Raw genomic sequence first — 24,876 nt, forward strand, 5'->3', positions numbered from 1 at the left:
TGTATGGTAAAATTAAAAAGGAATGATTATTATACAAGATAACCAATAAGCTACCATGGATACAGACTAACAATGATTAAAACTGCCCTGACTCAAGAATTACAAAAAAGTGTCGATCTTTTTAAGACGCTTCTCAATGATAACCGGACGGACGAGCAAGTGACAGTAATTGTTGAAGTGATTATTGATGCCTTGCAAAAAGGCAAAAAGATTTTGTTTTGCGGTAATGGTGGTAGTGCCGCGGATGCGCAGCATTTGGCGGCTGAATTCGTTAGCCGATTTTCTTTCGATCGTCCTGCCTTAAAGGCAATTGCTTTGACAGTTGATACCTCGGCCCTGACAGCGATCGCCAATGATTATAGCTATGATTATGTGTTTGCCCGTCAGGTCGAAGCTTTGGCCAATCCAGGCGATGTTGTTGTTGGTATTTCAACTTCGGGGAAAAGTAAAAATGTTTTAGCTGCTCTTAAAACGGCCAAAGAAAAACAAGCTATTACTATTGGGTTCCTGGGACAAGATGGATGTGATATCGGCCAAATGGTGGATCACCAGCTCAATATTCCTTCCAAGGAAACGCCTAAAATTCAAGAAGGTCATATTACAATTGGCCATATCGTCTGTGCAATTGTTGAGCGTCAATTATTCAGTTTATTACACGCAGAACATCATATGCATGTCGCCTAGGAGATCATATGCCCCTGAGTTTTCTTGATTTCGACCATTTAGAACAAGCACGCAATAAGCGTATCCTATGCTTAGGCGATTGTATGCTGGACAAATTTGTGTACGGTAATGTGGGGCGAATTTCCCCGGAAGCCCCTATCCCCGTTTTTCAAGAAACACGGGAGACGACTATGCTTGGGGGAGCAGCTAACGTTACAGCAAATATCAGTGCGTATGGAGGGAATGTCGACTTTATTAGCATTATTGGGGATGATGAAGAAGGGGAAATAATACGCAAGCTCTTACAAAATCAGCCCTCTGTCAGGCCTTATCTGATCCGCGAGCAATCAAGGCCGACAACTGCAAAAACTCGCTATGTTAGCAATGGCCAGCATCTTTTACGCGTTGATAAAGAGATATGTGCTGACCCCCTCGCAGAAACCCAACGCACCATACAATTGACTTTTAATGATCTTATAGACCAGTGTGATATTGTCCTGCTTTCTGATTACAGGAAGGGCTTTTTCACGCCTTCTTTAACCCAACAGCTTATTCAAACGGCTCGCACTCATCAAAAAATAGTCATTATTGACCCTAAAGGAACCGATTATCAGAAATATGCAGGGGCATCTATCCTGACCCCTAATCGATCTGAATTAAAGGCTGCTACCGGATTACCCGTGGCAACGGATGCGGATATAGAAGCGGCGGCGCGCCATTTGATTCAAGTCTATGGAATAGAAACTATTCTGGTAACACGGAGTGAAGAGGGGATGAGTCTGATTACGGCGGCCGAGGCATACCATGTCGCAACACAGGCTCAGGAAGTTTATGATGTATCGGGTGCCGGCGACACATCCATTGCAACGTTGGCTCTCGCCTTAGGGTGTGGTATTGAGATCAAACATGCGTGTGAAATAGCCAACGCGGCTGCTGGCATTGCTGTTAGCAAATCTGGAACAGCTGTGGTTTATCTTGATGAGCTCAAGCGTGCTCTTTTACGCAAATATGGATCGCATCATCCAGAAAAATTATCGACGTTAATGGCCGCTCAAAAGCTGGTGCATAGCTGGAAAGCTGCTGGGAGAAAAATCGGATTTACGAATGGATGTTTTGATTTAATTCACCCCGGTCATGTAACCCTTTTGAAAAAAGCTAAACAATTATGTGATGTTTTAATTGTCGGTTTAAATAGCGATAATTCTGTTAAACACCTTAAAGGTGAGCAGCGCCCCATTCAGCACGAAGAAGCGCGAGCAGCCGTCTTATCTGCTATCGGGGATACAGATTTAATCATTATATTTGATGAACTCACTCCTTTAAAGGTGATTGAAACCTTGCAGCCAGATGTTCTTATTAAGGGGAGTGACTATACAATTGATCAAGTGGTGGGAGCTGATGTGGTTCAGGCGAACGGTGGCAAAGTTGCCCTTGTTGATCTAGTGCCCAATTTCAGCACCACCAATATTGTTAAGAAATTAGCTAGTTGAATGTCCCAAAACAAGGCTCTTATTTTAGATCGAGATGGCGTCATTAATCATGATTATGGCTATGTTTCGGCGCCAGAGCAGTTCCATTTTATCGATGGCATCTTTGATCTGTGTCAGGTGGCCTTAGCCAGAGGTTATCTAATTATCGTTATAACCAACCAATCTGGCATTGCTCGAGGTTATTATTCCATAGAGGATTTTGAGAGATTAAATGAATGGATGATCGCACAATTTGAAATTCATTCTATTCCAATTAGTCATGTTCATTTCTGCCCCCACCATCCCGACAGTAATCTGCCAGAGTTCGCCAAGAGTTGCGATTGCCGTAAACCAAAGGCGGGTTTATTTCATCAGGCCGCCACAGATTATAATTTAGATTTGACTCAATCCATTGCCGTTGGTGATAAAGTACGTGATATGGTTGCAGCTCAAACAGCCGGAGTCGGGACAAGGATTCTTTTATCATCTCTGCCCTGTGATGCGGCTCAGTATATGGTCCAATCCCACACAGAAATCATTGACCTTCTTAAGGGACAAGAGTAAGACAAAAACCTCTCTCTGGCTTGATCCCTAATCTAGTTGAGGATAGGCTCGGGGTCTCGAGCTCTCATGAACATCGTTTGTAATCTTGAGTTCCCGGCTTTTCGCATTGCTACGGCTGGGAAAGGGGACGGAGAGAAGAAAATTTTTTCCGGGCAACCGAAGGACGACCCGGAAACTCGATATCACCTGAGTAATCCTTCTATCAGCGCAAGATGCCGGCGCTTTATATTGCGCCGGTGGCGAAAAGCTGATTTTACAAGAGAAAGCTCACAGTGATCCATGATTAATAAATGTACCGGGGGAGATAAAATTAGTTAGCTTCTAAGACTGCTGCTAGGCTTTTTTGTCCGCTGCCTCGCGGGAGGGGCTTTTGTTGATTAGCAGCAGGTGCCCATCCTGATAGACACAGAATATCCAAATCCAATTTAATGCCAGTTTTTTTTGACAAATAAGTTTCAACTTCTGATAAGAATTTCTTTCCTGATAGACCTTTAAATCCGTCATACATGGAATTGGATAACTGAAGCTGTTTAAGTTGATGGAGAAGGGAGGAAGGATTATTATCCTCTAATTCAAACGGTTCATGATCTAAAACAGGAATGGCAAAGCCAGCGCGTTGCAGTAAGGCCGCCGCATCTTGAAGTGAAATCATGGGAGCCACACGCGGCGAGCATCCGCCGCGGGTTAGAAGTTCAGCTTGTTGGGCTGCAGCCCGCAGCTGCCATAAGGAATTCCCTCCTAAAAACACGCCAAGAAATAATCCATCGGGTTTGAGGCAATAATTGATTTGCTTAAGAATACCGGGGATATCGTTCGCGTGATGGAGATCCATGTAACTAATAATTAAATCAAAAGCAGATTCTTTAAAAGGAAGATGTTCGGATAAGGCGTCCACAGAAGTGCCAATTTTGATCACACAACAATCTTGGGGGGACGGCTGATACTCAAACTCCCCGATAATAAGAACAGATTTAAATTGACGTAAGACATAGCTTAATCTTTCATGAATCATATCATGCAAAAAACGATGCAAGGGGTGAGATAGCCTCACCCTTGTTCGTTGAGCGCGAATCCGTTGGAGATGACGATTAAAAATAGGATTCATCTCAGGTATAGCCAGCTAATCACTTACGACAGGAATAACTTTACGGTTATTGGGTGAAATTGCCATATAAACAAGCGGCAAGACAAACAACGTAAAGGCTGTTCCAAAGGTCATACCGCCGACGATGACAAACCCAATCTGCCGGATGCTTTCAGAACCAGCGCCTGTGGCAATAGCCAACGGAACGGCTCCTAAGACCATGGCAAAGGTTGTCATTAAGATAGGCCGTAAACGCATTTGGCAAGCATCAATGACGGCTTCTAATTTTTCTTTACCCTCATCCCGGGATTTATTAGAAAAGTCGACAATTAAAATACCGTGTTTGGTAATCAATCCTATCAAGGTGACCAATCCAATCTGACTGTAAACGTTTAAGGTTCCGTCTTTGACAAGAGCTAAGGTGATCAATCCTCCAGCAATCGACAAGGGAACGGATAGAATGATGATAAAGGGGTCAACCCAACTTTCGAATTGAGCTGCCAGAACTAAATAAATAAAGGCTAAAGCTAACCCTACGATCAACAGAATATTTTGAGATTCCTCAATATACTTGCGCGTTTCACCTGTAAATTCAAGTCGAACATCTTTGGGGAGCTGTTCTTTGCGAATATTTTGCACAAGGCTAATGCCGTCTGACAAGCCAGTGCCGCGCGTTAGAACGGAGGTCATGCTGATAGCACGATATTTATTGTAACGATAAATTTCCGATGACCCAGCTGCAGAATTAACTTCCACCAATTCTGCAATAGGAACAAGAGTGCCTTTCTTGTCATTGGCTTTCATAAAGAGGTTTGTAATATCATTGGGTGTTTGACGGGCTTCATCCATAACTTCGACCATAACGTCATAGAGACGGTTCTCCCGTTTAAAAGTACCGGCTTTGCGTCCGCGAACCAGAGCATCTACCGTGTCGGCAATGGCGCCGGGATCCACTCCTAGGGTAGAGGCTTTATTGCGACGAATGGTCAATTTATACTCTTCTGTATCGGGACGTGCATTGCTAAGAATATTTTGAACGAGGTCAACATTGCTATAGAGATTATCTTTCATTGCTTCAGAATAACCTTTGATTTCTTTGATCGATTTATTGGCAGCAATGACAAACTGTACAGTATTGTTACTTTCAGCGGCCCCCCCCATGCTTCCAAATTTAACGGAAACACCGGGAATGATTTCTAATCTTTTGCGAATGTCGGCCACAACATCTTGGGTCGTACGAGTCCGACTGCGCTCTAATTCAATAACAATGTCATAGGTTGGATTTTTAATGTTCACAACGCGACGGATAACTTCTGGGACGTGAGCCAGAATATCGTCTATTTGTTTGACGTACTTGTCTGTAAATTCAAGCGTTGATGAGGGGCTCGATTGACCATCAATATAAATTTTACCTTGATCTTCATAAGGGAAAAATTCCCTGGTTAGCCCAAAAAATGCAGCAACACCGAGAGCACAAAAAACAGCTGTGACAATCAAAATATTCTGAGGTTTATTCAGAACTTGGGAAATCTGTTTTTTATAGGCAAGTTCAGCTTTATCCAGCCAAATATCACTGCGGAACTTATCTTTAAAGATCGCCCACCATTGAGGCTGCTTGCTGCCAAAGATTCCTTCGCCATGTCCTAGAAGGCGAGAACACATCATGGGCGATAGGGTTAAAGCAGCAAAACCAGAAATAATAACCGAAACCGCTAAGGTAATAGCGTATTCTGTAAAGGTTTTTCCAATGGTACCGCTAATAAGGGCGAACGGTGTATAAACCGCAGCCAGCGTCAGTGTCATAGCAATAACAGCAAAGGTAATTTCACGCATTCCTTTGACAGCTGCGGAAAATGGATTGTCCCCTTCTTCAATTCGTCGGTAAATATTTTCTAAGACCACAATAGCGTCGTCCACAACCAATCCAATAGCCAAAACCATGGCCATCAAAGTAAGGGTATTGATAGAAAACCCAAGCAAATACATGACAAAGAAGGTTGAAATTAAGGATACCGGAATTGTCACTAAAGGAATAATAGAGGCACGGGCTGATCGCAAAAAGGCAAAAACTACCAAAGTGACGAAAATAAAGGCTTCAAACAGAGTTTGCTGAATACGGCGAAGAGCGTCTTCAATAAAGCGAGCTGTATCTGAGCCAATCCTCAATGTCATGTCTTCTGGTAATCGATCCTGAATTTTAGGCAATTCAGCGCGAAGTTTGCGTGCCACCTCAACAGGATTGGCTGTCGATTGCTTATAAATACCAATACTGACCCCTAACTTTCCATTAAAATAGGTTTTAGTCTTTGTATCCATGGTGCTCATTTCTGCGGTACCAATGTCTCCCAACAAAATTAAGGTACCCTCTTTATTAGCAATCGGCAGACGCGCAAATTCTTCTGGCGTTTCTGAACCCGCCACAGTCGTAACCAAAAACTCACGGTCTTTACTGACCAGTTTTCCTGCTGGTTTTTCAATATTTTGTTGTCGGATAGCTTGAATGACTTCGGTAACGGTAATGCCATACCCTGACATTTTGACAGGATCGAGCTTCAATCGCATCTTGAATAGACCACCTCCAACAACTTCCACGTTGGATACGCCGTCAATTGATTCAAGTTCTTTTTCAATTTCATTTTTAGCGTAATCCTGTAATTCACTGGGTTCTGTTTTATCACTAGTCAAAGCGATGGTCATAACAGGACGATCGTCGGTTTTTGACTTGGTTAACGTTGGATCTTCCATTTCATGCGGCAACTGATTTCGAATCTTTGATAACCGATCACGGACATCACTGATCGCATCATCCACACGGCGATTAGGCGCAAATTCTATAGAAATTTTTGATGTTTCAGGGGAACTGGTAGATTCAAAATGTTGAATGCCTTCAATACCTGAAATTGCCTCTTCAATAACCCGCGTGACTTGGGCTTCGACCACTTCAGGTGCTGCCCCATTTAAATGAGATTCGATCGTGATATACGGATAGTCGACTGTTGGTTTGTGTTGTAAGGGGAGGCGAGAATATCCAACCACGCCCAACAAGATTAAAATGAACGTCATGACCCATGAGAATACAGGCCGTTTAATACATACTTCTGATAAACTCATGGATTTGCCCTCTAGTCTTTTTTGGGTTCAGGCTGTGCTGCGTCAGCCTTTGGCGTCTCGGTTGCCTTTTGATCGTCTACGTCTGAGGCTTTAGCCTTAGGGGGGGATTCTTTATTAGTCGTGTCCGACTGTGCTTGAGGGGTAATTTTTTCTTTGTCAGACTTGGTGGCCAAAGCTTTCAATAAATCTTCTGGTTTTGGTCCTTGAGAGGTAACGGTTTTGCCCGAATAAAGTTTAACCTGGCCGGCTGTTACCACATTCAACCCTTCCCGCAGATTGCTAATGATTTCCACCATAGCATTCTCTCGGGTTCCTGTAACAACAGGAACAAGTTGAGCGCGGCCCTCATGGACAACATAAATCAATTCACGGTTACCATCACGAACAAGGGCTGATTCAGGCACGAGCAGCGCATCAGGCTTTTCTCCGATAATCAAGCTAACATTGGCGTACAACCCAGAGCGAAGTTTGTTGTCATCATTAGGAATGGTGGCGCGGACAGCGATCGAATGGCTGACAGGATCAACGCTAGAATCAATGGCTTCAACAGTTGCAATAAATTTTTCCTCCGGGAATCCATCTAACTTAATTTCTGCCAATTGTCCAACGGCGATATCATGTAAATGCTTTTCTGGAATTTTAAAGTCCGCATAAATCGGGGTTGTGTCCACAAGTTTAACCAGGTCTTGGGCAGTTTGAACAAAGGAGCCGGGATCGATATCAATAAAGCCAATAATGCCGTCAAATGGTGCATTGATGGTGGCTTTATCCAACGTGGCTTGAGCCTTATCTAACCTAGCCTTCGCAGCCTCAAAGCCCGCTTTGGCTTCATCGTATTTTTTAACACTTTCAATGCGTGCTAACTGCAATTTCGTCATGCGATCAAAATCCGCTTGACGCAAGGTTAGTTCTGCCTGAGCAGATTCCACCTCAGCTCTAAGATCGGCATCTTCAAACATAATTAAGGCATCACCTTTTTGAACTTCCTCCCCTTCTTTAAAGCGGATTTCATTAATACGACCGGCCATTTCTGAACGCAAGGTAACTTCGGCATTGGCGTGCAACAACCCCACGGTGTTGATACGTTTTGTAATGTTTCCGCGAGCCAAGCGAGCCATCTCAACAACGGCCGGCTGAGTTTGTTGGCGTAGGGCAGCCATATCTTCGCCTAAATAACTGCGACAGGCATCTTTAATATAGGGGCTGACCAAAGGCGATGTTATTTTTCCAATAACCCATAATCCTAAGGCGCCTGCAACAATTCCACCGACAATAAAAGGGGCCTTATCGTTTGTAAAATGATCAAAGAAGGGTGGTTTTTTCATTGGTCTGCCATTAGGTAAAAGTTGAGAGTTTTCATTTTTAGTGTAAGGCCTTTAAATTAATAAATCTTTAAAAGCTAGTAAAACAACTATTTTTGCTTGAATTATACCATATGTAAATAGGCTTGGCTAATTATATTTCTGAACCGTTAAGTTTGAATTTTCTGGGTTTTTTAATCGGTTTACCGGTGTCATAGGTGGTAATTTCAGCGACCACCCCATTGGGGTAGTACTTCACGGTATCCCCATGAAGATTGTTGTCTTTATATTTTTCATGAATAGCAATAAAACCTGAATCGGCAAAATAGCTGTAAGCGTCTCCTTGCAACAAATCTTGACCATAGGTTAATTTTTTAATTAAGACCCCCGTGGGGGCAAAAGTCTTCATCTCTCCCTGCCGTTTACCGGATTTCATGGTAATAAGGGTGTTAATATCCTTTCCGTTTGGAAAATAGATTTTTGTTTCTCCTTCCTGCAGCCCATTCACATAGGATATTTCTGCTATAAGAATGCCCTTTTTATAAATTTTTCCAGGACCATTGAGAGCCCCCAGCTTGTAAGTCATTTCTATGTCACGATGACCATCTTCATCCCAGTGTTTATAGGGGCCATCTAAAATACCTTGGTTGAAGTTGAGTTCTTTTTCTATTTTCCCATTTTTATAAAATTTTTGGGTAAGGCCATGATAAATACTATCTTTAAAGGTGGCTTTTTCAATAACTACACCTTCTTTATTTTTGGTTTCAATAACACCATTTTTTTTTGTTTTTTCGTCCTGTGGAAGAGGAGCTGTTGCTTTTTCGTCTGATGGTTGAGAAGATCCTGTCATTTTATATATCCTTATAAAGGGCGTTAATTAATTTGCACGACACTGCCTTTAATTTGAGTCATCATGCCACCTTCAAGTTTAGCTTCTCCCCCCTTCAGTTGGATGCTTGCCCCTCCATTAAAGGTACCGCCCATTTTCCCCGTAAGTATAACTTCGGTGCCTGAGGCTTCGACATTGCCACCCGCAGAAATTGAGGATTTTCCTACAGATTCCAGGTTAATGTCGCCATCGGCTGTGACTTTAAAATCGCCGCCCACTTTAAGGCTTAGATCTTCGGTTGTTTTAATAGAAAGCGCGCCTCCGACAGTAATCGTTAAATTGCCGCTCACCTTCAGTTCATAATCACCACCAACTTTATGGCTAAAATTTGCAGAATTTTTATGAGTTTCATCATCGCTAACGGTAATGGCTCTTGTGCCTTTTATCGTGACCGCCTCATTACCCTGAGCGAGTTTAATCTCCATATTGCCTTTGCTTAACGTGATGGATTTATCCCCCTTGGTCAGCGTTGTTGTCATATTGCCTTTGGCAATCTCAATGCTATTATCGCCTTTGGTGAGGGTTAAAGTGTGATTTCCTTGACCCGATCCCGCACCTTTTAATTCAACTAGACGACTTCCTTTTTCTAGAGTAAGTGTGTCATTGCCTCCATTTTTCATCTTTTTGCCATCCTTAGCATGGAGTGTGACGGTTCTGTCACCGCACATGATATCTGTTGTGTCATTTTCATCATTAATAATTAAGGTGCGGTTATCTTCAACAACGGTGTTCATATCCTTTTGGGCATGGATAAAAATTTCTTCGGAATCCTTTTTATCTTCAAATCTGATTTCATTAAATCCATCACCATCTTTGCTTGTATTGGATTTAATCGTACTTTTGGTTGGCTCATCCTTGGCATAGGGAGGTATATTATCACTATTGTAGACACATCCTGTCACTAAGGGGCGATCTGGATCTCCTTCTAAGAAGGTGACCACAACTTCCATACCGATGCGGGGTGTCCATAAGCCGCCCCAGCCACTGCTGGCCCATAATTGAGCTACGCGAATCCAGCAAGAGCTTTTTTCATCATCGCTTCCTTTTTGATCCCAGTAAAATTTGACTTTAATACGGCCGTATTCATCACACCAAATCTCTTCTCCTGCTTTGCCGGTTACCTTAGCGGTTTGAGTTGAGGCGATGGTTGGTTTTGGCGTGAGAAGAGGGGGTCGAAACGGAATCATTGATGGAAAGGCTTCAAAGGTATTGGTGTAAATTGGCTGACCGGGTTCCGGCACCATATTGATTTCGTGAACCACTTTATAAACAATAAAATCAGAATTCAGGCTGTCGCGCGGATGGTCTGTCACGGTAAAGCTTTGCATGGGCGTTAAAAGAGGTGCGGTGGAGGTCCCCGAAATCATTTCTTTACGCCACTCAAGTTCTTGAATGCGGTGGGTTGCCAAATCGTCGCCCACTTCGCCCACTTTATAATAGCCGGGGTAACGGTAGACGGTCAGGCCTTTGCCCGTGCCATCTGCTGTATTGTAAAGTTTGGTTGAGGCTGTTTCAAAATTATAGTCAGCAGTTTGAAATTTTTTTGAAACTACCTGCCGGGCATAGGTCAAGCTTTGAATTTGATCAAAATAAGGTTCTTTTGCTGTGGCAGGTGTCATCGGTAGTGTGCTGTAAGCGGTATGTGTAGATGAGGAATCATCGCATAACATCATTTTCTCGCCATTAGAACCGTGATCAAAATAATAGAAAATGCCTTCTTCTTCCATAAGTCGTGAGACAAAAGCAAAGTAACTTTCGCGGTATTGGACACAGTATTCACGGCTTGCTTGACCACACGTTGAGGTATTGTCTTGCTTTTTCGTAACACCGTTGTCTGTCAGCACCGACTTAATAATATCCATAGCGGATTTTTCTTGAAAAATTTGATGATCTTGACTGAATTTCAGGAGCCAAACTTTGGGATAAAGTTTTGCTGTATAGCGTGTTAGTTCAATAGCATTTCCTGCTTTATCGGTATCAATGGTAAATCCTTGGGCAAACTCGCCGACCGTCCCTGCAAAATAGCGGGTTTCATTTTGGTACTTAAACGTTATTAGAATTTCCTGACCAATAATGTCATCAAACGAAATATCATGCTTGAATGAGTGCATATCAAGCTCAATGACAAAGGGCGCTGAAATAGATTCTACCATTCGCAACCGATCAAGGATTAAAATATTCGACCCAAGAGGGGATGCTAATGTTAGGCTTAAATCCGACTGTTCTCTATACATAATTTTCCCCTTTTATTGTTGCTTCTTATTTTCCCTCGAAAAAAAATTAGGCTCAACACTTATGTTTATAATTTACCTAAAATTGTGTGTTTTTAGTGGCACAGGTGCTTTAAATTAAATTAAATTAAAATTAATTTTTATTGTAAGTGGTGGGGAAAATTTTTTAAATTATGTATGTAAAACGATGCTTTGAGGAAGTGAGTTCTGTCAAAGCGAGGGAATAAAAGAGGAGTTTTAAAATGAAAAAGTTTGCATTGACACTTATTACTGCAACAGCTATCTCTGGCGCTCAAGCCGAAATCGGATCAGGTCTATATATCGGCGTTAATGGTGCTCTGAATGCCTTTAATGCAGATGCAAAAATTACTGATCTAACTGATAATTCAGTTCAAAAAGTCGATATGGGTCGCCACCGTGCAGGGACAGGGGTGTACACTGGTTATGGTATCTCTTCTGGCTGCCTATATTATGCTTTTGAAATTGGATATCAATTTGTAAACGCAAACTTCCGTTTCATGTCTACAGATCCTTTAATTACAGGCAAACTTCAACATCGTCACCAATTTAATTTTGCAGTGCGCGGTGGCTTCAAATTTACGCCATCAACTGTTGCTTATGTGCGCTTAGGTGGAAACTGGGGTCAATACAAACTTAAGACTAACAGAGCTTTGATGAATGATAACAAGTCTCGCGTCAGTTTTGCTCCAGCAATTGGTGCTGAGACCTCTTTGGGCCGTAATTGGGTGGGCCGCATTGAATGCATGTTTGAGACTGCTCGTACTTTCAAACGGACAGTTCCTGGTGCTGTAAAGATGGAATTTGACAACGTTTACACCTCTTCTACAAAATTGGGTGTCGCTTATAAGTTCTAACTTTAAGCCCCTTACAGTTAAAAACCCTCCGTAACAGGAGGGTTTTTTTATTGTAGTTATCAGGAGCGATAAATTTATAAAGTAGCCGCTAAAAGTTCTGGGTGGTAGGATAAGGCATTTTCTTGTTTTAAGATGCTTGTAATCCACGGAAGGTTGTAAGGAATGGAAGCCCAGTTATTATAAAATGACTGGCCTGGTATATATTGCTTTGTTTTATCATCATAAGCTGGCTTTTTCTCTATATGAGTTGCAATTCCGAGGAGATGATATTTATCTTGATGAGATATTAATAGAGGACTCCCGCTATCACCAGGTGTAAATGGTCCTTGAAGCCCTGTAGGAGCAGATTTTTTTGGTTTAAATAATGTGGGAAGAGGGGTCCAATAGGGGGAACTCTGTTTGATAGGATAGGGTTGATAGTCATGGTGAACATGAAATTCCTCTCTAAAGTTGAAAGTGTCGGAATTATATGTAATTTGCGGCGTTGTTACGTGACGCGCATCGATAACAATCTCATCCTCCCTTGAATGGTGTATTTTACCTGTTGAGATACACACAATATCTTGTTTTTTTTGAGAAATAGAAGTTTCTGTAATGGAGTAGAAAGGCATAAAATTTTCAAAAGGTATTGGGGTTGCCAATTTTATAATGGCTATATCTTTTTCTTTATTAAAATCACGAGAATCAGAGGAACTAAAACCCGGGCAAATATAAAAATTTTTAATGCTACTGCTATGTATTGTACGATCAATATAAAAAATAGCTCGCGTTTTTTCTCCATTTTCCCGAACCCAATTGTGGAACCCATGAGCACAGGATATAACAATATCGGGGGTAATCGCAGTTATTGTATGGCGATTGAGTGTTTCTGTATGACCTCGCTCAAAAGCCCAAAGCTGTCCGGCTATCTCAGCATAAGGCTCGTTCTCGCCCCGCCATATTGATTCTTCTATGGGCATTCTCTTATAAAACCGTCCGTCGTGTAAGTAGCCATAATCTTTGGACTCTTTGAAAACAACCGCAAGAGTAGGTACTATCAGCATATAGAATGCCAGACAACATTGGTATTTTTTGATTTGCATTTTCCCTCTCTATACTATTTAAATACCCTGACAGGTATCATTTTTAAGTTATAGTTACTATTATTTAGCGTCACAATGCTAGAGTAAAATTTAAAGAAAATAGTGGGGAATTATATAAAATTTTTTCCGCTTTTTGCTGATGGAGATTGTAAGCTTTAATGACCTTCCTGGCTGATGGAAAAGGAGAAGGTAGGCTTAGGGAAAGGGATAGTTAAAGAGCTCTCTTACATTTGGGATTGCGCGAACCTCTATGATCGCTTCCCTAAATTCTTTTTCTCTTTCTGACGTGTGTTGGTTATATGCCCACATGGAATTATCTTTGTCTTGAAACCATGGCGGTGATAAAGCTTCTACAACAGAGACAACTTGTTCAGGCTGAATTGTATCCCCCTTAAAATCGTATCGATGCTGGGAAATATCAACACTTTTAATAGCCGTGCTTAAGAAGTTATCAAATAAATCTGGATGTATATACTGAATTATACCAGTGCTTATAATACCTTTGTTTAACAATCCATCCAATAAATTATTTAAAGAGTTATCGTGAATATTTCCTAATTTTTCTTAATAGGGGGTAAAAAAATGTCAATGGCTTATACTGTCCCGATGTTGAAAAGCTGTTGGCGGAATAACGGGGATGGGAGAGGACCTTAAAAGGGGAGAAGGAAGGGACGCTTCCCCCTTAGAAGCGACAGTTTTAATCTTCAGCAGCCGCCGCTAGTTTGACAGCTTGATCTTCAGCGCTTAAAACATCGATAATCTCATCCAGGCATTCCCCCTCCATGATCAAATCAATTTTATACAAGGTAACATTAACACGATGGTCGGTTACCCGTCCTTGAGGGAAATTATAGGTGCGGATGCGTTCTGAACGATCACCCGAGCCGATTTGGCTCCGTCGATCAGCTGATCGTTCCAATTCTTTGCGAAGTCTTTCTTGCTCATAAATGCGGGAGCGGAGAACTTTCATAGCTTTGGCCCGGTTTTTATGCTGAGACCTTTCATCTTGTTGTGTTACAACAATGCCAGTAGGAATGTGGGTAATTCGCACGGCACTGTCGGTCGTGTTAACATGTTGACCGCCAGCCCCAGAAGCCCGATAGACGTCAATTTGAAGGTCTTTTTCATCAATATGGATATCGACCTCTTCTGCTTCAGGTAGTACAGCAACGGTGGCCGCTGAGGTGTGAATTCGGCCGCTGGCTTCCGTTTCAGGGACTCGTTGCACCCGATGGACTCCTGACTCAAACTTCAACCGAGAGAAGACGCCTTTCCCACTAATTGAGGCACTCGCTTCTTTAATGGCGCCTAAGCCTGTTTCATTTAAGCTTAGAACTTCAAATTTCCAACCCAGATTAGCGGCAAAGCGTTGATACATCCGAAAAAGGTCAGAGGCAAACAAGCCCGCTTCCTCCCCGCCAGTGCCAGCGCGAACTTCCAGAATAGCGTTTCGTTCGTCATCCACATCCTTGGGCAGTAACAAAATTTTAATTTGATATTCCTGTTGAGGGAGTTTCTCTTTTAGCTCTTCCAATTCTAGTTTGGCCAGGTCTCGCATCTCAGTGTCAGTATTTTTATCGGCAAGAAGAGCTTGAAGGTCCTGGATTTCCCGTTCTGTTTTACGAGCTTCTTCAATGGCATCGACCACAGGCGTCATGTCAGAATATTCCTTCGACAATCGACCGAATTCTTTGGGGTCGGATATCGTTGCTGCCGCCAGTGTATTGCGAAGCTCGTGATGTCGAGCGAGTACTTTATCAAGTTTTGCTGCTAAAGACACAATAGATCCTATGTATTATTTTAGTTGCTAAGATACTCAAAAACTTCTGAAATAGCGACTGTTTTCTGATCACCAGAATCTAAGTTCTTAATGATCGCTTGCTGGTTGGCCAGTTCATCATCGCCAATCATTACGGCAACTTGAGCATTAATCTTGTTGGCGCGCTTTAGACGTTTGCCTACATTACCACTATAAGCGATGTCTGCCGTACATCCAGCTTCTCGCAGTTTCATTGCCAAGGCAAAGCAGTCGGCAAAAGCTGTCTCTCCTACAGGAATAATGGCAATAGGACGCGGTTGATCTGTTAAGGAATCGAGGAGTAAGGCCAATCGTTCAATGCCTAAGGCCCAACCAACGCCGGGTGTTTCAGGGCCACCCATTTGACTCATCAGGCCGTCATAGCGCCCGCCCGCCAGAACTGTTCCCTGGGCCCCCAGGTCAGTGGTGACAAATTCAAACGCTGTATGATTATAATAATCGAGTCCTCTGACTAAACGGCGATTGCTTTTATAAGGGATAGCTAATTGATCTAACCCGGCACAGACCTGGGCAAAAAAGTCCCGAGAAATATCATTAAGGTAATTTTCAAATTCAGGTGCCTCGACAATAATAGCTTGGTCTCCCGCATCTTTTGAATCCAGAATACGCAAAGGATTTCGTACAAGACGATCTTGGCTATCTAGGGATAATTTATCTTTATAGGGGGTAAAGTAATCAACCAGGGCTTGGCGATAGGCTTGGCGGGATGCAATGTCGCCAATCGTATTAATTTCTAGGACTGTTTGGTCAAACAATCCTAATGCTTTTAAAATCTGAACGCCCAGCGCAATGGTTTCCACATCGACATAGGGATGAGCCACCCCTAAGCATTCAACACCCAGTTGGTGAAACTGACGCCGACGCCCCAACTGGGGGCGTTCATAGCGGAACATAGGACCATTATAGATCAGTTTTAATGGCATGTTTTGCGTTAATCCGTTGGAAATCACAGCACGGATGACGCCTGCAGTCCCTTCAGGGCGTAAAGTGAGTTCTTCACCCCCTCGATCCTCAAAAGTATACATTTCTTTGCCGACAATATCCGAGGTTTCCCCAATAGTGCGTTTAAAGACTGATGTTGATTCAAAAATGGGGGTTGCAATGCTTTCATAGCCAAAATTTTCAGCTATTCTTTGGGCTGTTTCGATAATGTGAGCATGACGACGATAGTCATCCCCCACTAAATCTTGTGTGCCGCGAGGCGGTTGTAATTTTTCTGCCATTATTTGTTCGTGATTTCCTTTAAACTTATCTTTTTGTAACATAAAGAAACTCAGAATGGGAGAGACTAATAGCCTTGCCGCCAACCGTTTTCAAGAAAATCATCATTTTTCAAGTCAATCAGTAATAAACAGGACTTGGACTATCATCGTTCGGAATGTTGGTCAAATTGTTACTATTACCATTCCTACCAACCGCATTCCCGCCAGCGTCAGCATCCCTTCGCACCCCCCATTCCTCCTGCCTGCGCCGAGTGGGTGAGAGTATCGACGGTGAATGCTATCATCGCTGTTAGGGGTGAGGACGCTAAAAGGGAAAGAGCCAACCTGGCTGTGGTTTTGAATGTAAATTTAAAAGATGAGGTAAGAGGGTGAGAAGAGGGGAGGGATGGATTTCTACTGATTTGATTAGACCATGGTATGACTCTGAGAGGTAGAACAATAAAATCACTTACTTTTAGTCTTCCGCTGGCTTTGACAAAATTAACCCTTCTTTTTTATTTTTAATAAAGGTTTAATAGAAAATAGCTAACACCGAAGCGGTGAACTTTACAAATTCAATTTTTTATAAAAATGTTAATTTAACTCCTCTTAAGTCGATGGGTGATTGGCTGCCAAGAAAGGGATTTTAAATCCACAGTCTTGACAAAAGGGATTTAAAAGGCGCATAGATAAATTATGAATGTATGGTTTATCACATCTTTTTCATCTTTGACGACCTCCGCCTAGGCGGACGACTATCTTTTACCCTCTCTCTATTGAAAAAAATCCTCTAACTTCCCACCTCTCTTATGAGGAGTTTAACAATGCTAAAAAGTTTGCCTGTTCAATTAGTTCTGTGTGTTATCCTGGCCTTTTTTACGGCTGGGTTTATGGATGTCAGCTGGGTATCATTTTTCTATAGCCTGAGCTGTGCATTAAAAGATTTTCTGATGATGGTGTTGCCTTTTGTCATTATCAGCTATATGTCCTCTGCTATTTTGTCCTTAGAGCAAAAAGCCCCTATGCTAATTGTTAGCATTTTAGTCATGGTTTGTTTGTCCAATCTTGCTGCCGTTTTTACATCTTATGGCGTTAGTTTAATTGCTCTGCCGTTTGTTACCAGCGGCAAGATGGTGGATTTAGCCGCCACAAAAGATCTCATTGCACCGTTGTTTTCCATTCCATTTCCACAAGTGTTGGAGCCAAAATGGGCCATGATAACGGGTTTAATATACGGGTTAACTTTTAGTCTTTATCCGCATAAAAAGGCGAATGACCTTGTTTTAAAAATGCGTGATTTAGTGACGAAGATCCTGCAGAAAACATTTATTCCTTTGTTGCCGGTCTATGTTTTTGGATTCGTCCTTAAGATGCAGATTGAAGGGAATCTTAGCGTTTTATTCCAAACCTGTGGACAGGTCATCTTATTAATGATCGGCGTCATTTTAGGCTATATTCTTTTATTATATACAATCGCGGCGAATTTCTCTCCCAAAAAGCTTGTTGGTTATTTGCGCAATATCTTTCCGGCTGCTCTGACTGGGTTTACAACCATGTCGAGTGCGGCCACGATGCCGTTGACGTTGACGGCAACTGAGGAAAACATGGGCGATAAAAATTTTACTCAATTGATTATTCCAGCGACTGTTAATATTCATTTGTTGGGTGATGCGTTGGGGATTCCCATCTTAGGCTTGGCGACCTTGCAATTGTCGGGGCTGCCCTTGCCTGATTTAACAAGTTTTGCTGTTTTTGCTGGATTCTTTTGTCTGGCAAAATTTTCAACCGCGGGTATTCCTGGGGGTGGAATTTTAGTTCTGCTACCGACCTTGCAAACTCATCTCGGCCTGAGTGCTGAAATGATTGGATTTGTGACAACGCTTTATATTTTGCAAGATTGTATTTTCACCAGTTCCAATGTTGTGGGAAATGGTGGGTTTGCTTTATTGATGCATCGATTTATGAAATTGATTCGGTTAGTAAAGCCGCAGCCTGTTGACGCTTGCCAAGAACTTACTGTGTAGACGATTTCTTGATTAATTCTTTCATCCCCTGCGGTGCAATTGTCGACAGGGGATTAATCCAAATCTTAGAGTTATCGAGAGGACCTGTAATTGTAAAGGCAGTTGAGAAAACACCCCGGTTTTTGCCACCACTTAGAACTGATCCGAGCAGGGGAATATTTGCCATCGCGAAGTTAAGGCTATTAAGGGGATAAAGTTCACCATGCAAATTATAGACTTTGCTGATGGTATCTATAGAGCCATCGAGATTAAGGGCAATTGAAGATCCCGACGCATGAATATCATCCAGATAAACTTTGTTATCTTCCCACCGAATTTTGCCGACGGTGTGATCAAAATGAATGCCTTGACCGGATAAGGTTCGGACAATTCCATCCAAAGACGAAATGGATAATATTTGGGCTAAGAGGGGGGCTTTAATGACAGTAACATCTCGCAGATCTAATTCGCCACTGATCTTAATTTTTTTATGATCATCGTCTTGTAGGTCCCCTGCAAAGATGAGCCGGCCCCCTTCCAGATCATCATTGGGATTAAAATAATCGATTAAATTACCTGCATTCTGGCATGCGACACTAAAAGAATGGGTGCCATTTTTCTTAGGAGCTAAATGAATTGCTAAGGTGTTGGGGATGATAGAAACAAGCGCCAGTGAGGAAATTTCCCCCTTTTCCCAAGTTAAGGATGCCTGGGCTGCTCCAAAATTAATTTTATTGCTAAGTGACACCTTATTAATTTTAAGGTCGGCGGCAATACTTATATTAGAAGCCTGCTTGGTCGCTTCAAAATTTTGGAGGATGGGATCCAAATCTAAGTGTTGAATCGTGCCTTTAATATTGAGATTTGTTGGGTTGCCGCTGAGTGTCAGCTCTCCTTTTAAGTCTCCAAGGGTGATCTGATCAAGATTTAAGACTGCATTTTGGAGATCAATTTGGCCTGTGCCTTGGAGATGAGCATCTCCCAAAACTAGGTTAACCTTCGAAATGGATAGGGCTTTATCTTTTGTTACTTTTGCTGTTAAATCTAGAAACCCGGGCTGACTTTTTTCTTTTACGTAACGGATGGCAGCAAGGGCCCCTTCAATTTTGCTAAGATCTGCTTTAACAGCCAAAGCTTTGTTCTTATAGATTAATTCAAATTGACCTAAGTAAGGATCGGTTGCTTCATCGTCGGCTTGAATTATCAGGTAGTTTTCTTTTGAATTGAAAACTTCTTTAGCCGAAATTCTGGCTGGGTGGTGGGCGACCAATCCCGTGCCATTAAGAACAAGATCATTATTTGTAACTTCAAGATCAAATTGTCCTTGGGTTAAAGGCTCGTTCAGCGACAGAGGTAAGGTTGAGTAAGTGAGGGTTGCTGAACTGATCTTAGAATGAGCATGAGCTTGGACCTGGTCTAAAGGCAGATCGCATTTAAGAGGAAAGGTCAGTTTTAAATGGGTTAAAGCCTCTCCGGTAAAGATAGAATGGTCGAGACCTAACTTTTGGAGAAACTCTAAGGGTTTTTGGGCGATGAGATTTAATGACTTTTCGAGAGAGCCACGCACATTTAAATCGATAGCCATTTGCTCATCATCTTGATCCAGGCCGCTAATATTTAAATGTGCTTGCTCGACGGACATCCCGTCACAGCTACCCTGGGCAGAAATGATAAAATTGCTTTTTGTATAAATACAGTGGCCTTGAGTTTGGGTTACTTTTGGTAAATTCCCTAAATAAGCAACATCTACCCCTGTCGCATCAATATCGCCATTCAGATGATCAATAGAAAGAGTCGGGTGAGGGCTGGCTATAAGATGACCGTTTAAAATTAAGGTTGCGTGCGGAACAAGTCCTTGTGATAAGTTGGTTGTGACCCACGCCCGCGCCTTAGCAGCCAAACCGATAGGCCAATAGACTTTAATTTGATCAATCGGCATTTTTTCCACGGCCCCTGTTAACTTTAATTGGATCGGGGTGGCGTTTGTAAGGGCTTTGACCAGCGACGGCGATTCTAAAGAGCCGCTCGCCTTGCCTATAAGGTCATGACTTTTAAGATGAAGAATCGCCCACTCTAATTTAGTGGACTCTAGGTAAGCCTCAATTTTTCCTTCAGAGATTTCAACTATATCTGGGTAATAGGGAGGGAAGATAACTTTGCCTTGCTTAAGAGAAATTTCGAATTTTCCCCTCACATCTTCCTTTCCATCAAAGAATCCAGTGGATTTGATTGAAATGGGAAGATCGACGGTGCGTAGGGTCGATAAATGAGGATGAAACAGAGCTAAATCTTTCAAATTACATTTAAAATCTTTCAAGCGATAGGAAATAGAGTCTCCCTTTAAATATAAAGACCCACTTAGATGAATAAGAGGCTGATGGTCTTTAATCAGGTTCCCTCCTCGCACAGTAATATGTTTTATTTTAGGCTGGAGATGAAACAGACTGAGAGGATCTACACCTAATTTTAATTTTTTCAGGCGCAGTTCAAGGTCTTTATGCGTTATGACGACTTGCTGTAGACGAATTGATAAGGGGTTTAGAAGCCCACCCCATTGAGTGGATTGCAGGGCGACATGGTCTGGGGGATAGCCGTTTGTTGTTAATAAATTATTGAATTCTTGGGCTATTTTAGTTTGAATAGATGGCGACGACAGATAATAGGAAAGTCCAGCTACCATCATCCCAATGATACCTACCGCAATAATGGCAATTCCAAATATCTTTTTTATAGTATTCATTTAAAATAGTTCTGAAAATTAACGACTCGTTTACAGAATTTATGTATAGTGGTACCTGTAATTATCATAATCCGATTGGAGATATAAAATGAAGTTAAAGTTACTGGCCCTCTCAATATTATCTTTTGCTCTTGCTGCTTGTTGGGGAGAAAAAAAGCAAGAATCAACGCCAAAGGCTGCTGAGCATAAAGAAATGACAGCTGATCAGCATCAACATAAGGCTGATGAAAAGGCAACTGAAGCAGAGGCAAAAAAGACAGAAGCGGGGCATCTGACAGTAGAAGCCAAAGCTGATGAGAAAAAAGCTGAAGAGCACAAAGAGACAGCTGAAGCGATGCACAAGGAAGCTGAAGAAAAAAAGGCCTAAGCTTTTAACTCTACAAAAGAAGGACGCGACCCAATTATGGTCGCGTTTTTTTATAGCCAACAAAATAGGGAAGAGTTAAGGTCTGATCAAGCTTCTATCCATTTTAAGGCAAACCAACCGTAGCTTTTCTCTATTACATTTTATTAAATTTCTTAAGTTAATATAAACTTGAATTTTTCATTGTAACACCTAATAAAGAATGCCAACTTTTAAAAAATTAACCGTAGTAAAATTTTAGAAGGAAGAGGTATTAAAAATGAAAACGAATTTTTCTCTATTCTTTACTTTTTTAGGTTTTATTTTCTTTCAGGAGATGGAGGCTGCTGAGAACCCTTTTGGAATAAATGAAATAAGGAAGAAGGTAAGATCGTTGAGCTTGCAAGAAGAGAGGGACTCTCTTAATTTTTTAAGCCCCCTTTCTAAGCGTATTAAAGATGCTAAGACACAAGGAAATATTCAAGAGCTTGTAACCATAAAAAATGAATTTGATTCCCTTTCTTTCTCCTCTCAGCAATGGGAAAAAATAGCATCGAATTGTACTCAACTTTATGAACGATCTTTTTGTTGGCCGAGGCAAAGTTACAAAGATCAGGTGGGGGCAGCCCTTTTCCATCCTGAAGAGATGAAGGATTTTCCTTACTTGTCTGTCCTATTTTCATGGAGAGAGAGTGTAGCGTTACCAGGTGTTAAGGAATGTCTTCTTATAACAGCAAGTTATGATGATCCTTTGGCTTTATATGAAGTAGGCTGTGCAATGGAGACGATCTTAGAAGGAACCACAGTGAATGAAAAAGTAGAACAACAGGAAGTGGAGTTAAAAAGCTTTTTTATTTCTAAGGCTGAGTTTATCTTTCATCACGCCATAGGGCATCCAGATAAAAAAGGTTTATATGCTCAATATTTTTTAATTCACAATGCTTTTTTTAATCTTGGTGACCAGGCACGTCCTTCTCTTTCGTATGAATATTATAAAGACACTTTGCAACAATTAAGCCTTAACTTACCTATTGCATGGGTGCTGTTGGGAGAAATAGCAGAAGTCAAACATTTTTACAGTGAAGCGTATAAGGCATACCTCAATGCTATAACTCATGGTCAACCATATGCAAATTTTAAAATTGCCTCTCTGCTTCACCGGATTCAAGGAAGTTCGTGTCTACAAAAAGAAAAAACAGAACATCCAGATTATTTTAATGGCTTACCCACCGCTCAAGAAATAATTGAAAAGCATTATCGAGCAGCTCCTGACGGGATTGGTTTATATCTTTTGGCGAGAAATTATTTGGAAAAGGGTCTTTTTCAAACTGCTTTTTCTCTTTATGCAGAGTCAGCAGAAGAAGGATGTGTAAAAGCTTATATGGCGCAGGGCGATATGATGGTCCATCGGGCTATTCCTTCTTCAAAAACTTGGAATCAAAGAAAGGAAGAAGCCTTACAGTTTTTCTCAAAGGTAGATCGACCGACAAATGCCGAAGGAACGCGCCATGTCGCGTATCATTTTTCTAAAGATTTACCTTTTTTATTAAATCCTAATCTGTTAAATCGATTGATCGACTACCAAGACTTACAGGGATGCGAGCAAATTCTATTCTATTTTAAAGAAGAATCCACGCGGCTTCCCTCATTTTTTGTGGAAAAAGTAAAAAGCCTCCGAGAAGAGCAGCTCTCTCATCAGCAATTTTTGGCTCACTTAATCGAGATTATTTTCTTAGCTTCCGAAAAAGTATAACAATATGAAGGAAGAAGAGGGGAGAGAAAACTTACTCTTCGTTCTTTTCTTCTCGTGCTTCTTCGGTGGAGAAAGGGGCGCAAGGTTGATTCATGACGTTTAGCCCGTTAGTTGAAGTAATAGAGTATGTGTTCGTAGCAAGTTCTATATCAATATTTCCATGATTGTGAGTGTTATATATTTGCCAATTTGCTGTATCTTCTTCTGCGGGCTGGATGGTGTCAGACGTAATTTCAACTTTTTCTCCTTGATTCACAGCTGTAGCAGGAACATCTGATGTCTGTGTGGTGGTAGTTAAAGAACTATTCTGGATATAATTTTTAATTATCTTAAAGACAGGATGACCATATTTCTTCCCCGCACTAATAATAAGGGTATGAGGATCAGTTGCCTTAATCCACGGTAGAGTATTAGAGCCTTCTGTTGCAGAGCCGTGGTGCGGTGCTACCAGAATCGTTGTATCTAAAGCTTCTTCACTTTCAAGGGAATTAAATGTTTCTTTTGTCGCATCACCTGGTAAAAGGACAGAACATTGACTGCCTTTATCCTTCACTTTTAAAATTATACTATCGGCATTGGGATTCTTACTGCTCTGAGAATGAGCCGCTGCTCCGGTTATTGCTTTTATCCAATCAAAAATCTTTTCATTGATGGATTCAATCTTAGCGGGGTTTTGCAGTATAATAACTTGTTCTTTATTTTGTTGTTGCATTTTATTTATGAGACTGTGGAGAACTTGGGGAGTTTTCTCATTAAGGCTGTTGGCCATGATAAGGGTTTGAGGAAGAGAAGTTGTAGAAGTAAAAATATTAGGTATCCAACTATAATGATCTTTATGGTTATGGGTAAGGATGACCTGAACCTGTTTGTTAGCTATAATATTTTGTATTTCCTCAATAATCTCTTTCTTCTGCGGGTGGTCTTCGGACCCTGTCGTTCCACAATCTACTAAAACAGCTTCTGTGTTTTTATGAGCAAGGATGCAATTACCTGCCCCTACAGCAAAAACATGGATGGTAATTTTACTTTCGCTTGAAGGCAGGTCTTCAAAGCCACTATCGCTTCCTATCTTAGATTTCTTGGAATCCGGGCTTCCTTCTCCCGAGCTTCCTTTTTTAGATTCTTCATCTTCTTCTTGAGGGTTATTATCGTCTTCATCAGATGTTTCTGTTTTGTTAATCTGTGAGATTTTTCTTTTTTGGTCTTTTGCAGAAGAGGTATCAGATGGATTGTGAGGATGGGCTGGAGGTTGCATTGCCCAGCTGGGTACAACAGTTGGGGCCAGTGTTAAAAAAAAGATGTAAATAAAATATTGTAAAGGAGAAGGCATTGAAAATCATCCTCAGGGAATATATTCCCTATTTTATAAAAAGAATAGTTGAGGAATGATTAATCGATGCCATTAAAATAGATAGAAGCAGGAAAGCCCTAAGAAGTAACGCTTTAGTTTCTTAGAAAAAGGCATTTTAAAAATTTAATTTCCCCACGATCACCTCTCTTCATCCTCCACTTTTAGCTGTATAAATAAAATTTTATATAAATTGATCGTTTATTAATCTTTCCTCTGCACACTGATAGTAGGTCCATTTCGAAGCCAAGAACTTTTTCTGTTCATAGAATAAAATACTCGGTTTCAACATAGACTTATTAGATCCGGGAAAGCAGTAGACAGGAACTAACTTGGCATAAAATTTGCTGACTGATGGATGACGGAACAGAATTTTACAGATTTAAACCCTTGTACCGT

General features: G+C 41.5%; 19 protein-coding genes. 8 read left to right on the forward strand and 11 right to left on the reverse strand.

The features are described 5' to 3' along the window. The first annotated feature begins 75 nt into the window (after nt 1-75). From ID47_RS11155 to gmhB, 3 genes are read left to right on the forward strand one after another with little or no spacing between them, the layout of a single operon-like run. On the forward strand, nt 76-684 hold the full coding sequence (locus ID47_RS11155) for a D-sedoheptulose 7-phosphate isomerase (RefSeq protein ID WP_051908912.1): 609 nt from the start codon (nt 76-78) through the stop codon (nt 682-684). Between the two features lie 8 nt (nt 685-692). Continuing rightward, the gene (rfaE1, locus tag ID47_RS11160; protein ID WP_038466634.1) at nt 693-2,153 is read left to right on the forward strand and encodes a D-glycero-beta-D-manno-heptose-7-phosphate kinase; all 1,461 of its coding nucleotides are present in this window, start codon (nt 693-695) and stop codon (nt 2,151-2,153) included. Continuing rightward, nucleotides 2,154-2,696 (forward strand): D-glycero-beta-D-manno-heptose 1,7-bisphosphate 7-phosphatase, encoded by a 543-nt coding sequence (gene gmhB / locus ID47_RS11165; RefSeq protein ID WP_038466637.1) that lies wholly within the window; start codon nt 2,154-2,156, stop codon nt 2,694-2,696. A 310-nt stretch (nt 2,697-3,006) separates the two neighbouring features. Here the strand turns inward: gmhB and ID47_RS11170 are convergent, their stop codons facing one another. The 5 genes from ID47_RS11170 to ID47_RS11190 all read right to left on the reverse strand — a co-directional run bounded on the left by ID47_RS11170 (nt 3,007) and on the right by ID47_RS11190 (nt 11,315). Next, a complete protein-coding gene (locus ID47_RS11170) occupies nt 3,007-3,801 on the reverse strand; it encodes a methyltransferase domain-containing protein (protein WP_051908868.1) in 795 nt (264 codons plus the stop codon). Nucleotides 3,802-3,816: 15 nt separating this feature from the next. After that, entirely contained in the window at nt 3,817-6,891 is a 3,075-nt protein-coding gene (locus tag ID47_RS11175; RefSeq protein WP_038466640.1) for an efflux RND transporter permease subunit, read from the reverse strand. Nucleotides 6,892-6,902: 11 nt separating this feature from the next. Then, entirely contained in the window at nt 6,903-8,216 is a 1,314-nt protein-coding gene (locus ID47_RS12120; protein WP_051908869.1) for an efflux RND transporter periplasmic adaptor subunit, read from the reverse strand. A gap of 130 nt (nt 8,217-8,346) precedes the next feature. Further along, nucleotides 8,347-9,042 carry a toxin-antitoxin system YwqK family antitoxin gene (locus ID47_RS11185; RefSeq protein WP_038466643.1) on the reverse strand — a complete coding sequence of 232 codons (696 nt, stop codon included), beginning with the start codon at nt 9,040-9,042 and terminating at the stop codon, nt 8,347-8,349. Nucleotides 9,043-9,065: 23 nt separating this feature from the next. Next, nucleotides 9,066-11,315 carry a type VI secretion system Vgr family protein gene (locus ID47_RS11190; protein WP_051908870.1) on the reverse strand — a complete coding sequence of 750 codons (2,250 nt, stop codon included), beginning with the start codon at nt 11,313-11,315 and terminating at the stop codon, nt 9,066-9,068. A 239-nt stretch (nt 11,316-11,554) separates the two neighbouring features. Between ID47_RS11190 and ID47_RS11195 the strand changes: the two genes are divergently transcribed. Next, the gene (locus ID47_RS11195; RefSeq protein WP_038466646.1) at nt 11,555-12,187 is read left to right on the forward strand and encodes an outer membrane protein; all 633 of its coding nucleotides are present in this window, start codon (nt 11,555-11,557) and stop codon (nt 12,185-12,187) included. A 74-nt stretch (nt 12,188-12,261) separates the two neighbouring features. Here the strand turns inward: ID47_RS11195 and ID47_RS11200 are convergent, their stop codons facing one another. From ID47_RS11200 to hisS, 4 genes are all read right to left on the reverse strand, one after another. Continuing rightward, complete coding sequence (locus tag ID47_RS11200) at nt 12,262-13,269, reverse strand: hypothetical protein (protein ID WP_038466649.1); 1,008 nt, start codon at nt 13,267-13,269, stop codon at nt 12,262-12,264. 195 nt (nt 13,270-13,464) lie between these two features. Then, complete coding sequence (locus ID47_RS11205; RefSeq protein WP_038466652.1) at nt 13,465-13,791, reverse strand: hypothetical protein; 327 nt, start codon at nt 13,789-13,791, stop codon at nt 13,465-13,467. Between the two features lie 175 nt (nt 13,792-13,966). Beyond that, on the reverse strand, nt 13,967-15,049 hold the full coding sequence (prfA, locus tag ID47_RS11210) for a peptide chain release factor 1 (RefSeq protein WP_075261601.1): 1,083 nt from the start codon (nt 15,047-15,049) through the stop codon (nt 13,967-13,969). Between the two features lie 20 nt (nt 15,050-15,069). Further along, a complete protein-coding gene (gene hisS / locus ID47_RS11215) occupies nt 15,070-16,311 on the reverse strand; it encodes a histidine--tRNA ligase (protein ID WP_038467848.1) in 1,242 nt (413 codons plus the stop codon). Nucleotides 16,312-16,446: 135 nt separating this feature from the next. On the opposite strand from hisS, the gene ID47_RS13330 reads away from it, so the two are divergent. Then, on the forward strand, nt 16,447-16,683 hold the full coding sequence (locus tag ID47_RS13330; RefSeq protein WP_198022299.1) for a hypothetical protein: 237 nt from the start codon (nt 16,447-16,449) through the stop codon (nt 16,681-16,683). 431 nt (nt 16,684-17,114) lie between these two features. Continuing rightward, nucleotides 17,115-18,314, forward strand: a complete 1,200-nt coding sequence (locus tag ID47_RS11225) for a cation:dicarboxylate symporter family transporter (protein ID WP_038466661.1) — start codon at nt 17,115-17,117, stop codon at nt 18,312-18,314. Here ID47_RS11225 and ID47_RS11230 read toward each other — a convergent pair. Beyond that, a complete protein-coding gene (locus ID47_RS11230; RefSeq protein ID WP_038466665.1) occupies nt 18,304-21,033 on the reverse strand; it encodes a YhdP family protein in 2,730 nt (909 codons plus the stop codon). The genes ID47_RS11225 and ID47_RS11230 overlap by 11 nt on opposite strands. 88 nt (nt 21,034-21,121) lie before the next feature. Between ID47_RS11230 and ID47_RS11235 the strand changes: the two genes are divergently transcribed. Together ID47_RS11235 and ID47_RS11240 are read left to right on the forward strand one after the other, a co-directional pair. After that, entirely contained in the window at nt 21,122-21,400 is a 279-nt protein-coding gene (locus ID47_RS11235) for a hypothetical protein (protein ID WP_038466668.1), read from the forward strand. A 256-nt stretch (nt 21,401-21,656) separates the two neighbouring features. Continuing rightward, nucleotides 21,657-23,129 (forward strand): hypothetical protein, encoded by a 1,473-nt coding sequence (locus ID47_RS11240; RefSeq protein WP_038466671.1) that lies wholly within the window; start codon nt 21,657-21,659, stop codon nt 23,127-23,129. 31 nt (nt 23,130-23,160) lie between these two features. On the opposite strand, the gene ID47_RS11245 is transcribed toward ID47_RS11240, so the two are convergent. After that, nucleotides 23,161-24,459 (reverse strand): ComEC/Rec2 family competence protein, encoded by a 1,299-nt coding sequence (locus tag ID47_RS11245; RefSeq protein WP_038466674.1) that lies wholly within the window; start codon nt 24,457-24,459, stop codon nt 23,161-23,163. Nucleotides 24,460-24,876 lie beyond the last annotated feature (417 nt).

This window comes from Candidatus Paracaedibacter acanthamoebae, assembly GCF_000742835.1.
Taxonomy (GTDB): Bacteria; Pseudomonadota; Alphaproteobacteria; order Paracaedibacterales; family Paracaedibacteraceae; genus Paracaedibacter; species Paracaedibacter acanthamoebae.